Below are 15766 nucleotides of genomic sequence, written 5' to 3' on the forward strand. Positions count from 1 at the left end.
CTTTGAGCCCAACGCTTGGTTTTTGTTAAACCCCAATCGGTCCACCGTCGCGTTTCTGAATCACAACGGTCGAAGCCCTAGGGCGTACTTGGCCGCTGGCCGCAACGGTGGCGTCTTGTGTCAGCGCGCTACCATCGGCAGGCCAGTTACCGGGGTGCTGAATGTTAATAAACAGCGCGGTTTTATCCGGCGTGGCAAAAATACCGGTGACTTCGCAGCCGTTCGGCCCTACTGCAAAGCGCTTAAGCTGCTGCTGGTTGCTGCTGTTAACCACCGGGCCAGTGCCTTGAATATCATCCAGCCCATTAGGCACAACCGCGAGCAACTGGTCGTTGGTGTACTCAGTCACTCCTTCATAGCCGTTGTCAGTCTGGATCCAGAGGATACCTTGACCGTCCTCACGCTCATCGAACCAGAGCCCATCGGGGCTGGCAAACTGATTCATTTCGGTCAGCCCAGAGTGGTTATCTGTATCGCTAGACGCCGCGCCAAATACAAACACCTCCCAAGTGAAGGCATTCGGGAGTCGACTTTCGCGCCAGCGGATAATATGCCCCGCTTCGTTATTAGCGCGTGGGTTGGCGGCATTGGTAGGCGCCAAGTCATAACCAACGCCTACCTGTTCCAAGCGGTCACCGTTGTTGGTGTAGGTTGGCTGTGTATCTTCACCGATGCGTTGTGAGTTATTGGTCAGGGTGAGATACACCTCACCGGACGCAGGATCGACGGAAGCCCACTCCGGACGATCCATCGGCGTGGCGCCCAACAAATCCGCTGCATCGCAGGTATTGATGATGATACCTGCCGCATCGTCCTCGGATAGCCCCAACGCCGCCGCCAGTGTGCGACCATCGCGTGTTTGGGTGCTAGGCGTTAGCGGCAGCCATTCACCGCTGCCGTCAGCATGGAAACGGGCCACATAGAGGGTGCCGTTATCCAGGTATTTGTTGCCAATGGCAAGTCGATCGTACTCTTCACCGGGGCGGTTGGCATCGGCGGGATCCCAGGCAGCATCCGAAACATATTTATATACATACTCGTTGCGAGAATCATGCCCGGAGTAATAGACCACCGGCTGGCCGGCTTCCAGCTTGCCTAACCAACACCCTTCATGGCGGAAACGCCCAAGTGCCGTACGCTTAACCGCCAATACGTCACTATAAGGATCGACCTCCACCTGGTAGCCGAACGTACGGGCTTCATTACGGTAATCGTCTTCCGCATGCTCGCCGCGCGGTGTTATGTCGAAGCGAGCAAATTCGTCGCTCTGTTCAGAGGCATCGCCTGCCGAAGTATCCCAACCATAGCGGCTCTTGTCGGTAGGAATACCGATGCGAGCATCGTCCTGAAAGCGTTCGCCACGATTGACGAAGATATCAGGCCAGTTCTCTTCACAGGCAATGTAGGTGCCCCAGGGCGTTACCCCATTACCACAGTTATTGTTCGTACCGCGGGTTTGCAGGCCTGTCGGTGAAAACTGCGTCTTGACGTAATCACTGCCCGCCACGGGTCCGGAAAGCTCCATCACCGTTGCGCTGGTGAAGCGGCGGTTATAGCGCGACCCCGGCACATGCGTCCATTGGCCGTTGGCGTCTTTTTCGACTTCGACAAGCGTGACACCGTGCGCGTTGATCTCGGTGCGCGACTCATCCGCAGGCCGCTGGCCCCCATCTGCATTAGTGGGGCCCCCTTGGGGCGCCCATAGCGCAGCTTGGTCGATATACTCATTGTTGAGCGCCAGCACAAAATGACGCGAGGCGTTGTCGTTATCCAGAGCAAAACCGGCCATGCCGTCATGGTGCATGCCCACACTCTCGGCCTGATGCTCAGCGGTCATCGGCTGTTCGGGCTGCCAGGTAACATTTTGGTTCAGCGGCGTGCCCCACGGCACCAAGACTTGGGCAACATAACCTTCCGGCACCACCACGGCATCGGTGCGTGACCCTTTAACCGCCTCAAAAGCCAGTGTCAGAGGTGTTTTGTGGGAGCCGCTTGAGGCAAGTGCTTGCGCAGCGCCGCCAAAACTAAGCATCGAGGCAGCCGCCATGCTCAAACCACCACGCATCACATCGCGCCGGGATACATGGCGCGCCAATACTTCCGCAAAAGGTTGGTTGCCACTGCGGTTAAACAGGCGATGATCTTCGATCTCTTTACTCATTTTGGTCTCCCCCTGATCGTTTGTAAGCCAACGATTAAACGTTAGGAGACACTAAAGAAGCTTAATGACAGCACGATGACGGAGCGCCTGCATTTAGATGAAGAACACTCAGAGTGTTAAACACTTATCCCCTAAACCCTATTGAGGGATCCCTGCGACTCTGCCAACGCATACTATCCCGGCGAGTGGCAAAGCCATAATATAAGTCCATACTTATCCATACGTAACGGACAATGTATACGTCGCCGCGTGCCAAATTGGGAGCAAGAATGAGACTGATCAGCCTCATGTGGGTAGTGCTGGCAGGGGTGAGTTTTAGCATCGGTGTACTAGGCATTTTTCTGCCCCTGCTGCCTACCACCGTGTTTATGCTAATGGCTGTTTACTGTGCCTCCAAAGGCTCACCACGCTTTGAGGCCTGGATCCGCTCTCGTCACTATGTCGGGCCACTGCTGGTTACCTGGGAGCAAGAGCGTGCCATCCCCCGGCGCGCTAAGTTGGCGGCTGTTAGCATCATAGCGTTGAGTGCTCTGATCACAGCTTGGTCACTCGGCCCCGGCTGGACACGCTGGGGCGTGATCACTCTACTAATGCTGATCGCCGTTTGGCTGGCCACCCGGCCGGAGCCTTCGTCTTCTTCTTAACACACGCCTAAACCAGCACCTTATGAGTAGAGACTACCTGTCGCAGCCCCATAAACGAGCGGATCTGGCGCACGCCGGGCAGGTAAAGCAGTTGTTCGGCATGCAATTTGTTAAAGCTTTGGCTATCCCGAGTGCGCACCAGCATAAAGTAATCAAACTCCCCGGTGACCACATGGCACTCCATGCAACCTGACACCTTCTGTGCCGCCTCTTCAAAGGCGGCGAAGGACTCTGGCGTCGAGCGATCCAGCACCACGCCAATCAACACCACCATACCTGCCTGAAGCTGCTCTGGGTCTAAATGCGCCACCACCCGGCTGATGACTCCATCCCGTTTGAGCCTTTCCACCCTGCGTAAACACGCCGCCGGGCTCAAGCTCACCTGCTCTGCCAGTGCCACATTGGAGAGCGTGGCATCGTCCTGAAGCAGTTTAAGGATACGCCGATCTGTTCGGTCTAGTTCAGCGGCCTGATCATCAGGCTCAGGGCGTGAACGGAAGGCTTTTGAACGCACTATTATTTACCTTTTTCACATAAAAACACTATTTAAGAACACACAAGACATGTATTGACAACCTTTATTGCATTAAACCAGCCAACTTTGCAACACAAAAACTATGACTAACACTTACTATAAATAGCAGAGAGCACGCCAATTGTTCACAACAACCTTAGCCGCCCTATATCGCACCCACTGTTTTAAAGCTGGAGATTGCTATGAACCTCGAACGCTTCCCACGTTACCCACTCACCTTCGGCCCCTCTCCCATTACGCCGCTCAAGCGGCTAAGCGAACATTTAGGCGGTGAAGTAGAGCTCTACGCCAAGCGCGAAGACTGCAACAGCGGTTTGGCCTTTGGGGGTAACAAGACCCGCAAGCTGGAGTATCTGATTCCTGAAGCGCTGGAAAAAGGCTGCGATACGCTGGTATCGATTGGTGGTATTCAATCCAACCAGACCCGCCAGGTAGCCGCCGTTGCCGCTCACCTGGGTATGCAGTGCGTATTAGTGCAAGAGAACTGGGTCAACTACTCCGACGCGGTGTATGACCGTGTGGGCAATATCGAGATGTCGCGCATCATGGGGGCCGATGTACGCTTGGATGACGCGGGCTTCGATATCGGCATTCGCCCCAGCTGGGAGCAGGCCATGGAAGATGTGCGCCAGCGCGGTGGTAAGCCATTCCCGATTCCCGCTGGTTGCTCCGAGCATCCTTACGGCGGCTTAGGCTTTGTGGGCTTTGCCGAAGAGGTGCGCCAGCAGGAGAAAGAGCTGGGCTTCACGTTTGACTATATCGTGGTGTGCTCGGTTACAGGCAGCACCCAGGCGGGCATGGTGGTGGGGTTTGCCGCCGACGGCCGTGCCCAGCGAGTGATTGGCATTGATGCCTCTGCCAAGCCTGAGCAAACCCGTGAACAGATCCTGCGCATTGCGCGTAATACGGCCGAGCTGGTGGAATTGGAAGGCGGTATTAGCGATGACGATGTTATTTTGGACACCCGCTACGGCGGCCCCGAGTACGGCCTGCCCAACGAAGGCACGCTGGAAGCCATTCGCCTATGTGCTCGCCTGGAAGGCGTACTCACCGACCCCGTTTACGAAGGCAAATCCATGCACGGCATGATCGACATGGTGCGTAACGGTGAATTCCCCGCAGGCTCCAAGGTGCTCTACGCCCACCTGGGCGGCGTACCTGCATTAAATGCCTATAGTTTCCTGTTTAGAAATGGATAACGCATAAAACACCCTCCCCAAACCGTCTGACCCAGCGCCTCAACAACGCCGATCAGACGGTTACTGCTGTACAAATAATGCACACCCTTTAGTCTTGGCGTATAAGATGTTCACTCATGAGGATACGCCATGTCTTCAACGCTTCCCGCACATCTCACCCTTGACGAACTTGCCCAATACCCAGCGCCGCTACCCGAGGTTGAGGTACATGGACTCGATAGGGGTTGGTACATCGTTCGCCTACATCAGGATCAGGGTAACGCTATCAGCGTGCTTACCGACCAGAACGGCGAGACGCAACGCTTTACCGGTACACAGTGGATTGGCCGCACGCTGGCGCCGTTGGGTTTCACCCACGGCACGCTGACCTGGGCCGACGCCGATGATGAGATGATTGGCACCGACGTAGCACCCGTTTCTGCCCAGCAGCGCATGGCTTATGGTGTTCGCGTGGCGTTCAACCATACCTGTCTATAACATTCATAAAGCGAGCCGCCAGGAGTTTGCACTTCTTTAACACTTAGCTTCCAATAAGGACGGACTCTATGCGCGATGATGAAAAATACACCAATTCCGAAGAGCAGCTACTCTACCTTCAAAACCTGCTAGATGACCAAGACACAGCGGCATTACAAGCGTATTTCTCTGAACTCGATATTTTAGACATTGCGCGAACGCTGGAGTCCTTCCCGGCCAAAACGCGAGATTTCCTTTGGGAGTATGTTCCCGACGATTTAATCGGCGAGGTTCTCGCTGAAGTTGACGAAGATATCCGTGCTGACTACATCGAAGACTTATCGGCCAGCGATGTAGAGCAAATTGTTAAAGGCTTGGATGCTCAAGAAGTTGCTGAAGTTTTAGATGTTGCTGATGAAGCCATAAAAACCAGCGTCTACGCCAGCTTAGAGCAAGAGATCCGCGCCCAGGTTGAGAATCTTCACGCCTATGAAGATGACGTGGTTGGCCGTTACATGGATCCCGAGACGGTCAATGTAAAGCAGGGCGTGTCGTTAGAGGCTGTGCAGCGCTATATTCGCATCCACCATCTGCTCGACGATGAGTCGCAGCAGATCATGATTACGGATAAAGACAAACGCTTACTCGGCACCTTGACTCTGATTGATTTAATCAAGCAACCACAAGATGCGGTGGTTGATGATTATATGGATGACTTTTTCACCCTAAATGATCAAATGAAAGTCAGCGATGCGGCGGCTTTACTGCGCTCTAAAGAGCTGCACTTTGTGCCCGTTTGCGACAGTGATGGGTTATTGGTCGGCCAGTTAAATGCCGCCGACGTCTTAGAGATCACTCAAGAAGACGCTGATATGACGTTAAAACATATGTCAGGTGTCAGTAATGAAGAGGAAGTATTTACCCCGATTACCCGCAGCGCAAAAAGTCGCGGCATTTGGCTGGGTATTAATTTGTTAACGGCTTTTTTAGCCGCCTTCGTTATCGGCCAATTCGAAGCGGCCTTAGATCAAATTGTAGCGCTGGCTATTTTGATGCCGGTGGTAGCGAGCATGGGGGGTATTGCGGGCAGTCAAACCCTCACCGTCGTCATACGCGGTTTGGCATTGGGTCAGCTCGCAGGTAACAACGTCCGCTGGCTATATAACAAAGAGATGTGGGTGGGTATGAGTAACGGCTTGGTGTGGGCATTAGTGGTCGGCTTGATTTCCCATATTTGGTTTAGCGACACCATGATTACGCTGGTGATCACCCTGGCCATCTTTATCAATATGAGCCTCGCCAATTTATCCGGCGTACTCATCCCCATGGTGTTGAAAAAGCTTCAGATCGACCCTGCGTTATCCGGCGCGGTGATTTTAACCACCGTGACCGATGTGGTCGGCTTTTTATCCTTCTTAGGACTCGCGACGCTGATTATTTTGTAACTTTTTCCTCCCGGCAGGCGCCTGGGCGTTTATTTAAAAGCCCAGGCGCTCAAGGCAGAAGCAACTACGGTACCGTCACCCACTGCCCCGTCTGATCTGACGTTTCAATAGCCTCTATTAATCGATTAACCCGCGCGGCTTCGCGGAAATCTGGATAGAGGGGGCGATCGTTGATGATGCCTTCGACCAGGTCGCGCACCTCGATAATCTTCTGATCGTTATAGCCCAGGCCATGACCCGGCGCGGGACTGAACGCCGCATAGTCAGGGTGTTCGGGGCCCGCCAACAGGGTGGTGAAGCCGCGCCTGCCGTGGGCATCCCCATGGCGATATAGCTGCAGTTCGCTCATGCGCTCCTGGTCAAACACAATGGCGCCTTTGGTGCCCGTTAGCGTGTAGGCCAAGCCCATTTTGCGGCCAGCCGCCACCCGTGAAGTTTCGATATTACCGATTAATCCCTGGTCAAAGCGCAGCATGGCTTGGGCTTGGTCATCGTTCTCTACCGCCGCCATACCGCTGCCGTCGGCCTTGGGCCGAGTGGGGATAACGGTTTGTAGCTGACCGCATACCTCGGCAATGCGCTGCCCGGTTAAAAACTCGGCCATATTGAGGATATGCGAGCCCACATCGCCCAGCGCACCGGCACCTGCCGTTGCCCGCTGTGTATGCCAGTCGTGGGGCTTTTCCGGGTCGAGCAGGTAATCCTCGTTGTGCCGCCCACGAAAATGAATCAACTCACCGATTTCACCACTAGCGACAATCTGGCGGGCCAGCTGGGTGGCGGAATTGCGAATATAGTTAAAGCCCACCAGGGTTTTGACGCCCGCCTTTTCAGCCGCAACGACCATCTCGTCGGCGTCTACCGTGCTCAGCGCCAGCGGCTTTTCGGCGTAAACATGTTTACCGGCGGCAATGGCGGCCAGCGCCATCTCTTTATGCAGGAAATTGGGCGCGCAGATATCCACCACGTCCACGTCACTGTCGGCCACCAGGGCGCGCCAATCGCCGGTGGCGCGGGCAAATCCCCACGCCCGCGCTCGGCTCTCGGCCGTGGCGAGGTCGACATCCGCCAGCAGTTCGCAAACGGGTTTAGCGGGCAGTTCAAAAACGCTGGACGCTGCATTAAAGGCGATGGCGTGAGCTTTGCCCATAAAGCCGGTGCCGATTAGGCCAATCTTTAGGGTTTTCATTGTGATTATCCCTGTTTTAAAACAATAACGCCGGGCTGAGCCCGGCGTTGAATGGTGACGTGCCCCGTAGACTGTTTACATGGTCGGCATGGTGAAGTGATTGGTCTCTTCACGAATACCGCTGGGCCAGCGCTGGGTGATGGTTTTCATGCGAGTGTAGAAACGTACACCGTCGGGGCCGTGCATATGCAGCGGGCCAAACAGCGAGCGCTTCCAGCCCCCGAAGCTGTGGAACGCCATGGGTACCGGGATCGGTACGTTGACGCCGACCATGCCGACCTGGATCTGCTCGCAGTACTGACGCGCCGCATCGCCATCGCGGGTAAAGATCGCCGTGCCGTTGCCGTATTCGTGGGCGTTGATCATGCTGACCGCTTCGTCGAAGCTCGCCACGCGAGCAATCGCCAGCACCGGGCCGAAGATCTCCTCGGAGTGAATACGCATGCTGGGCGTCACATGGTCAAACAGGGTGCCGCCGATGAAGTAGCCATCGCCTGCGCCGTCAATCGTGGTCTGGCGACCGTCAACCACTAGCTCGGCGCCTTCATCCACGCCGGTTTGTATATAGCCCGCCACTTTGTCGCGGTGCTCGCGGGTGATCAGCGGCCCCATATCGTTGTCTGGCCCATCGACCAGGCCAGGCCCGACCGTCAATTTATCCAGTTCGGCCACCAGTTTTTCACGCAGGCGGTTGGCGGTCTCTTCGCCCACCGGTACGGCCACCGAAATCGCCATGCAGCGCTCGCCTGCCGAGCCATAGGCCGCGCCCATGAGGGCTCCTACGGCTTGATCGAGATCCGCATCGGGCATGATCACCATGTGGTTTTTAGCACCGCCCAACGCCTGAACGCGCTTGCCATGGGCTGATGCGGTAGCGTAGATGTACTCGGCGATGGGCGTGGAACCCACAAAGCTGACTGCCTGGATACGTTCATCGGTGAGCAGAACGTCCACCGCTTCTTTATCACCATTGACGACATTAAAGACACCATCCGGCAGACCCGCTTCTTTAAGCAGCTCGGCTAGGCGCAGCGGCGTAGAGGGGTCTTTTTCTGAAGGCTTCATGACGAAGGTGTTGCCGCAGGCCAGGGCGATGGGGAACATCCACATGGGCACCATGGCGGGGAAGTTGAACGGCGAGATACCTGTGCACACGCCCAGCGGCTGCATCATCGAGTAGCTATCCACGCCGCTACCAACGTTCATTGAGTGCTCGCCCTTCTGCAGGTGGGGAATGCCGCAGGCAAACTCGACCACTTCCAGGCCGCGGGTCACTTCGCCTTTGGCGTCAGAAAACACCTTGCCGTGTTCACTGGAAATCAGTCGCGCCAGCTCATCGGTATGCTCCTCAACCAGCGCCTTGAACTTAAACAGGATACGCGAACGCTTCAGCGGCGAGGTTTTTGACCAGGCGATAAAAGCCTCATCGGCGATACGCACCGCTTCGCGTGTTTCGTCAGCGGTGGCCAGCGCCACCTGGGCGCTCTGCTCACCGGTGGCTGGATTATAAACCGGCGAAGTGCGCTGGCTCTGACCGGCGGAGAGCTGACCATTAAGATAGTGGGATAACGTTTGCATATAGGCTCCTGATTAAAAGGCGGCGCTGGCTATGTTTAGCTGGCAACGTCGAAGCCTGCCTGCTCGGCAAGTTGACGCAAGTTGCGGTAACCCAGGCGGGCGTATGTCAGTGGGTGGGCGACTTCCGGGTCTTGTTCGGCTTCAACCACTAACCACCCCTGGTAGCCCTGTTCGCACAGGTGGGTTAAGGCAGGCAGGAAATCCACATTGCCATCCCCCGGCACCGTAAATAGGCCGTCTAACACGCCGTTTAAAAAGCTTTTGTCGCGGTTGCGCACCGCATCCAGCACCGGGAAACGCAGGTCTTTGCAGTGCACATGGTGGATACGCTGGCTGTAGCGTTTGGCGATGGCGAGTGGGTCGCCGCCAGCACCGCGCAAATGACCAAAATCAAGCAGCAGACCTACGCCTTCACCGGTGTTGTCCATTAAGCGTTCAACGTCGGCTTGGCTTTCGATCACCGTGCCTAAGTGGTGGTGATACACCAACTGAATGCCCTGGGATTTCAGGTAGTCGCCGACTACCTCCAGGCCATGCAGCAGGCGCTGCCAATCAGCCTCGGAGAGGTACGGACGCTGGGAGAGCGGGCGTTCCTGATCGCCGTGTACACAGTGGGTCACTTCGCACAGCACCATGACCTTGGCGCCACACTGCTTGAGCAGGTTCATGTGATCCTGAATGGCTTCAATCTCTTCTTCAGGAGTGCGTTCCAGCAAGCGCGCGGAGTACCAGCCCGACACAAGCACCAAGTCGTGGGCGCTAAGCACCTGATTCAAGGCGTCGGGCGTGCGGGGGAACTTGTTACCCAGTTCAAAGCCGCTAAAGCCTGCTTCGCGGCCCTCTTTCAAACAGGTTTCCAGTGGTGTTGCGCCGCCCAGGCTGGGCAAGTCATCGTTCGTCCAGGTGAGCGGGTTGATGCCTAAAGTAACCGTTGGCATAGCGTATTCCTTGTGATTATGTTTGTTGGTATTAATGGCGTTGGCGCTGCTTGGCCTCGCGATAGCCCTGATAGGCTTTATTGACCGTTTCCCGCTCGGAGACCTCGGGCACAGCGACGTCCCACCAGGCACCGCCTTCTTGGGTGCTGGGTAACGGATCGGTGTCCAGGGCAATCACATAGGTCGAGGTGGCGCTGCGAGCGCGCACCAGCGCCTGCTCCAGCTCCGCAATGCCGCTTACCGATTCAGACTCACAGCCCAGCGCTTTGGCGTGGGCGGCAAAATCGGTTTTGGGTGCACCCGCCTCCACACTGCGACAATCTTGCAGCAGGTTGTTGAACCCGGCGCCACCAGTGGCCTGCTGCAAGCGGTTGATACAGCCATAGCCCCGGTTATCCAACACCACTACCGTCAACTTGTGGCCCAGCATCACCGAGGTCGCCAGCTCCGAGTTGTGCATCAGGTAGCTACCGTCGCCGACCATCACCACCACTTCCCGCTCTGGCTTGGCCATCTTGACGCCCAGCCCGCCCGCTATTTCATAGCCCATACAGGAGAAGCCGTACTCCACGTGGTAGCTGCCGGGGCCGGAGCATTGCCAGAGCTTATGCAGCTCGCCGGGCAAGCCACCGGCGGCGCATACCACGGTGGTATCATTGCCAGCCTGGCGATTAACCGCACCGATCACCTGGGCATCGGTGGGCAGTGCCAGCCCTTGGTCGGCGGTCACGTTGTGCACTACCTCGGCCCATTCGCGCTTGAGCGTGCCAGTTTGTTCGCGCCATTCATCACCGCCACGCCATTCTCCCAGCGCCGCGTCGAGTTGGCCCAGCCCGACCAAGGCATCGCAACTTAGCGGCAGTGCTTGATGCTTGAGGCTGTCGAAGCGGCCAACGTTAAGGGCGATCAGCGTTTTATCGCTGCTTTCAAACAGCGCTCTGGAGCCGGTGGTGAAGTCCTGCAACCGCGTACCCACCGCCACAATGACATCCGCCTGCTCCGCTAACTGGTTAGCGGCTGCGCTGCCGGTCACCCCAATGGCACCTACCGCACAAGGGTGGCTATCGGCTAGCGCGCCTTTTCCGGCCTGGGTTTCGGCTACTGGGATACCCCGCGCTTTGGCAAACTCGGCCAGTGCGTCGCAGGCAGCAGCGTAATGCACGCCGCCACCGGCAATGATCAGCGGGCGTTTGGCCTGCTGAAGCACGGCGATAGCTTGGTGGAGCTCGTAAGCATCCGGCGGCGAGCGGCGGATGCGATGCACCCTGGGGACAAAAAAGGCTTCCGGGTAATCGTAGGCAAAGGTTTGCACATCCTGGGGCAGCGCCAGGGTCGCCGGGCCACAGTGCTCTGGGTCAAGCAGGGTAGCAATCGCCTGGGGCAAGCTTGTCAGCAGCTGTTCCGGGCGATTAATACGGTCGAAGTAACGCGATACCGGACGAAAACAGTCGTTAACACTAATGGTTGGGTCACCGAAATGCTCCACCTGTTGCAGCACCGGATCCGGTTCGCGGGTGGCAAAGGTGTCCCCCGGCAGCAGCAAAATCGGCAGACGGTTGGCGTGAGCGAGCGCCGCGGCGGTGACCATATTGGTCGCCCCTGGGCCTATCGAGCTAGTCGCCGCCATTAGGCGCTGGCGGCCATTGGCCTTGGCAAAGGCAATCGCCGCGTGGGCCATGGACTGTTCGTTGTGGGCGCGAAAGGTGGGCAGCATGTCTTGCTCGTGGTAAAGCGCTTCCCCCATTCCTGCCACGTTGCCATGACCAAAAATCGCGAACACGCCTTCAAACAGCGCCACTTCCTGACCATTTATCTCAATGCGTTGTGCAGCGAGGTACTTGACCAGCGCCTGGGCCATGGTGAGTCGAATGGTGCTCATCTTACGCCTCCTCCGTGTGAGCCAGCGACTGTGGCTGCCTTAATTGTCGCCATGCCTTTATCAGTTCGGCATAGTTTTGGGCGACCTGTTGCACCAGACCTGCGTCGTCGATACGTCCCGCTAGCCAGTCACGACTCGCGCTGGCAAACAGCGTGCGGCCAACGGTAAAGCCTTTACAGCAGGCATGATGGGCCGCTGCTTCAAAGCCGCGTTTCATATCGTCCATAGGGGCGTCGAGCCCGAGCAGTACGACCCCACGGCAGTAAGCATCCTCGCGCTCAATCGTTTCTCCCACCGCCTGCCAGGCAGCGTCAGCCATTGAGGGCAGCTTCCACCAATCAGGGCGAATACCTAGGTTGTAGAGCCGCTGAAGGCTGCGCGGCAAAGTGGTATCGTCATTGGGCATGTTCGCGGGCGGAATGACTTCAATCAGCAGTTCCAGCCCATAAGCACAGGCCGCTTGGTAAAGCTGGCGTAGTCGCTCTTCCTGTTCCAGTCGCAGCGCCACCTCATCGTCGGGGTGGTAGAAAACCAGGCATTTAATGATCTGCTCTCTGGGCCAGTTGCGCAGGCAGGCACCTAAATCATCGCCATGCTGGAAGCGCAGCGGACGTGAGCCCGGCAGCTCCACGGGTCGACCAATCCACCAGCCTTTTCCGCTGGCTTGATTGAGTGCATCCTGACCCAGCACGTCGTCTACCAGAATGGCAGGAGTGGAAATGCCGCCCAGTTTAGCGCCCTCCTCAGCGGCGGTGACCAGGAGTTTTTTAAGCTTAGGAAGGCGAGCGCTGTCGGCATACTCTTCACGGGCCATATCGGTGAGCTGGCGGCGGTGGTCAAATGCCAACCCCAACACTTCTGGCCACTGTGCAGGTACTCGGGTAGTGACGCGGTGTAAATGGTTTAGGCGTTGATCGATATCCGGACGGGGTACCTCATCATGGCGTTCCAGATAATCGAACAGCTCATCTTCGGTGGGCATGGCCGGAGCACAGCCATGGCGGGAGACCACCAGCGCGCCGCAGGCGTTGGCATAACCGGCACTGGTTTGCCAGGGTTCGCCGCGTAACCAGCCGCGCAGCAGCCCACTCATAAAGGCATCACCGGCACCCAGTACATTGAGCACCTCCACCTGTACGCCCTTGACCAGAATGCCGTCTTCAATGCGGTCAGGAATGGCGCCTTCAAACACCACACAGCCCATGGGCCCCAGCTTGCATACCAGTGTAGACTCGCTAACCTCACGCACCGCGCGAAGGGCCGTTAAGGTGTCCGTACTGCCGCCCGCAATATGAAACTCCTCTTCGGTGCCCACAATCAGATCAAAATCCGTCAGCCAGCGCTGCAGGTCGGTGGTCACTTTATCATCGGCTATAAAGCGGGTTTCACCATCGCCGGGATTGGTCAGCCCCCACAGCACGGGGCGATAGTCGATATCCAGCACCCGCTTCACGCCATAATGGGCGGCGGCGTCCAGTGCCTTGCGGCAGGCGCGACGGGTGGTATCGGTAGAAAGATGCGTGCCGGTAATCGCCAGTGCCTTGGCCCGGGCGATAAATTCAGGGTCAATGGCGTCGGCGTCGATGGCCATATCGGCACAGTCGCGGCGGTAAAACAGCAGTGGGAAGCTCTCGCGGTCTTTTAACGCTAGCAGTACCAAACCGGTATGACGTTCGGGGTCGGTTTGTAACGCGGTGGTATCTACCCCCACCCGTTCCAGCTCTTCGCGTACAAAGTTGCCCATCTGTTCGTCGCCGACTCGCGAAAGCATGGCGGACTTCAGTCCAAGCCGCGCAGTGCCGTAGGCCATATTGCCCGAGCTACCACCCAGGTACTTGGCAAAGCTGGCTACGTCTTCTAAACGACTGCCAATCTGTTCGGCGTAAAGATCGACCGCCACGCGTCCAAGACAAATCAGGTCAAGTGGTCTGTGTTGACTATTGTTATTCAGCATAAACGTCTCCCCACGTCACAAATTCGTGGTATCGGGCAAAAGATGACACTGGGCATACAAGCGTCTTGGGTGGCTATCGATAAGGCTTATCTAAAGGAGAAGGCAGCACGGAATCGATCAAGCGCGAGGTCATCGTCGCCAGAGGCCCAGCCTTCCAGCCCGACGGTGCCGCGATAGCCTATGTCGTTCAGCGCGTTGGCGATGGCTGGGTAGTTAATTTCGCCTGTTCCTGGCTCGCAACGCCCCGGCACATCAGCCACCTGCACTTCTCCGATGTAAGGCCCACAGCGGCGAATCAATTCGATCAAATTACCTTCGCCAATTTGGGCGTGATAAACGTCCAACATGATGCGTAAGCTAGGCCGATCAACACTCTCCACCAGAGCAAGCACATCTTCCAGGCGCGCAAACGGCACACCGGGGTGGTCAACGTCGGTATTGAGGTTTTCAAGCACAAAGGTGACGCCGTGCTGCTCGCCGAGATCCGCCAGCCGGTTGAGCGTGTCCCGGGCTTTGAGCCACATAGCGCCGGTCATCTGTTGGCACGGCTGAACGGGCAGCCCATTACCATCCAAACCCGTACCATGTAGGTTAAGACGCGGAATGCCGAGCCGCTTGGCCACTTCAACCGACTCTGCGGCGGTGCGTAGCAGCTCATCGGCTCCGGCGGCATCCGCTAAGGTGCCGGTGACATAACCAGTCATGGATGAGAACGTCGCCCCGCTGTTCGCCAGTGCGTCAATGTCGTGCTTGGTCCAGTCCCAGATTTCGACTTGAAAGCCCAGTTCAGAAATGCGCTTAATTCGTTCCAACACCGGTAAATCGCGGAAAATCATTTCAGCGCAAACGGCCAGCGTGAACGGAGATGATGGTGTTGGTGTATTCATCATGGCTCCTTAATAGCCGCCAACACTTCGCGCGGAAGGGGGGGCAGTGCCGCTTGTTTCATCCGAAGGCTGGGTGTCTTGTTCGGCTAAATTGGCCTTTTTGGCTTTATCGTCACGCTGGAACTCCGCGAGCTCCGCGTCTAAGCTTTCAAGCTCAGCGCCACCCGCCATCATATTGAGCACCTCTTCGCGGCTGACCTCTTCTTTGCGGAAGGAGCCCAAACTACCGCCGCGTGACAGTAGGGTGAATGCATCAGCCACGGGGTAAGCGTGGTGAACGTTGTGGGTAATAAAGATGACCGCAAGGCCATCCGCACGGGCTTTGGCGATGTAGCGCAGTACAACGGAGGCTTGCTTGACCCCGAGTGCTGATGTTGGCTCATCCAGAATCAGCACTTTGGCGCCAAAGTAGACAGCGCGGGCAATCGCCACACACTGGCGTTCGCCACCGGAAAGCGTGCCCACTGGCTGGCTTGGGTCGCGTACATCAATACCGATTTTAGCCATTTCCTCTTTGGCAACCCGGTCGGCATACTTCCAATCAATCCGCTTTAAAGGGCCCCAGCCCACCGTCGGCTCGCGGCCCATAAAAAAGTTACGAGTGATCGACATCAAAGGCACCATCGCCAGATCCTGAAAAACGGTGGCGATACCGGCGTCGAGTGCGTAAGCCGGGGACTTGAAACGGGCGGGTTTGCCATCCAGTAGCATCTCGCCATGGGTGGGCTGGTGAACACCGGAAAGGGTTTTAATCAACGTTGACTTGCCAGCACCGTTATCCCCCAGCAGGCACATCACCTCACCGGAATAGACCTGCATCGAGATATCACTGATGGCGATAACACTGCCGAAGTGTTTGCTGACACTGCGCATTTCAATCATTGGAGTGCGTGTAGTCATG

13 protein-coding genes are annotated in these 15766 nt (G+C 56.9%); 4 read left to right on the forward strand and 9 right to left on the reverse strand.

All coding sequences use genetic code 11. The features are described from left to right. Window positions 1-25: 25 nt before the first annotated feature. Complete coding sequence (locus QEN58_RS17635) at window positions 26-2161, reverse strand: PhoX family protein (protein ID WP_280104899.1); 2136 nt, start codon at window positions 2159-2161, stop codon at window positions 26-28. Between the two features lie 269 nt (window positions 2162-2430). On the opposite strand from QEN58_RS17635, the gene QEN58_RS17640 reads away from it, so the two are divergent. Then, on the forward strand, window positions 2431-2805 hold the full coding sequence (locus QEN58_RS17640) for a YbaN family protein (protein WP_280104900.1): 375 nt from the start codon (window positions 2431-2433) through the stop codon (window positions 2803-2805). Between the two features lie 7 nt (window positions 2806-2812). Here the strand turns inward: QEN58_RS17640 and QEN58_RS17645 are convergent, their stop codons facing one another. Beyond that, a complete protein-coding gene (locus tag QEN58_RS17645) occupies window positions 2813-3319 on the reverse strand; it encodes an Lrp/AsnC family transcriptional regulator (RefSeq protein WP_280104901.1) in 507 nt (168 codons plus the stop codon). Between the two features lie 203 nt (window positions 3320-3522). Here QEN58_RS17645 and QEN58_RS17650 point away from each other — a divergent pair, with 203 nt between their 5' ends. The 3 genes from QEN58_RS17650 to mgtE all read left to right on the forward strand — a co-directional run bounded on the left by QEN58_RS17650 (window position 3523) and on the right by mgtE (window position 6440). Continuing rightward, the gene (locus tag QEN58_RS17650; protein ID WP_280104902.1) at window positions 3523-4539 is read left to right on the forward strand and encodes a 1-aminocyclopropane-1-carboxylate deaminase; all 1017 of its coding nucleotides are present in this window, start codon (window positions 3523-3525) and stop codon (window positions 4537-4539) included. Between the two features lie 129 nt (window positions 4540-4668). Beyond that, window positions 4669-5016: a DUF6482 family protein gene (locus QEN58_RS17655; protein ID WP_280104903.1), complete on the forward strand. Its 348-nt coding sequence runs from the start codon at window positions 4669-4671 to the stop codon at window positions 5014-5016. A 68-nt stretch (window positions 5017-5084) separates the two neighbouring features. Then, entirely contained in the window at window positions 5085-6440 is a 1356-nt protein-coding gene (gene mgtE, locus QEN58_RS17660) for a magnesium transporter (RefSeq protein ID WP_280104904.1), read from the forward strand. 64 nt (window positions 6441-6504) lie between these two features. Here the strand turns inward: mgtE and QEN58_RS17665 are convergent, their stop codons facing one another. From QEN58_RS17665 to QEN58_RS17695, 7 genes are all read right to left on the reverse strand, one after another. Next, window positions 6505-7629, reverse strand: a complete 1125-nt coding sequence (locus QEN58_RS17665; RefSeq protein ID WP_280104905.1) for a Gfo/Idh/MocA family protein — start codon at window positions 7627-7629, stop codon at window positions 6505-6507. A gap of 75 nt (window positions 7630-7704) precedes the next feature. Further along, window positions 7705-9207, reverse strand: coding sequence for a CoA-acylating methylmalonate-semialdehyde dehydrogenase (locus QEN58_RS17670; RefSeq protein WP_280104906.1), 1503 nt, complete (start codon window positions 9205-9207; stop codon window positions 7705-7707). A gap of 35 nt (window positions 9208-9242) precedes the next feature. Further along, complete coding sequence (gene iolE / locus QEN58_RS17675; protein WP_280104907.1) at window positions 9243-10145, reverse strand: myo-inosose-2 dehydratase; 903 nt, start codon at window positions 10143-10145, stop codon at window positions 9243-9245. Window positions 10146-10176: 31 nt separating this feature from the next. Beyond that, entirely contained in the window at window positions 10177-12024 is a 1848-nt protein-coding gene (iolD, locus tag QEN58_RS17680) for a 3D-(3,5/4)-trihydroxycyclohexane-1,2-dione acylhydrolase (decyclizing) (protein ID WP_280104908.1), read from the reverse strand. A gap of 1 nt (window position 12025) precedes the next feature. Beyond that, a complete protein-coding gene (locus QEN58_RS17685) occupies window positions 12026-13978 on the reverse strand; it encodes a bifunctional 5-dehydro-2-deoxygluconokinase/5-dehydro-2-deoxyphosphogluconate aldolase (protein WP_280104909.1) in 1953 nt (650 codons plus the stop codon). An 86-nt stretch (window positions 13979-14064) separates the two neighbouring features. Continuing rightward, on the reverse strand, window positions 14065-14865 hold the full coding sequence (locus tag QEN58_RS17690) for a TIM barrel protein (RefSeq protein ID WP_280104910.1): 801 nt from the start codon (window positions 14863-14865) through the stop codon (window positions 14065-14067). A gap of 9 nt (window positions 14866-14874) precedes the next feature. Continuing rightward, a complete protein-coding gene (locus tag QEN58_RS17695; RefSeq protein WP_280104911.1) occupies window positions 14875-15765 on the reverse strand; it encodes an ATP-binding cassette domain-containing protein in 891 nt (296 codons plus the stop codon). Window position 15766: the final 1 nt, after the last annotated feature.

Source organism: Halomonas alkaliantarctica (genome assembly GCF_029854215.1).
In the GTDB taxonomy this organism is placed as follows: domain Bacteria; phylum Pseudomonadota; class Gammaproteobacteria; order Pseudomonadales; family Halomonadaceae; genus Vreelandella; species Vreelandella alkaliantarctica_A.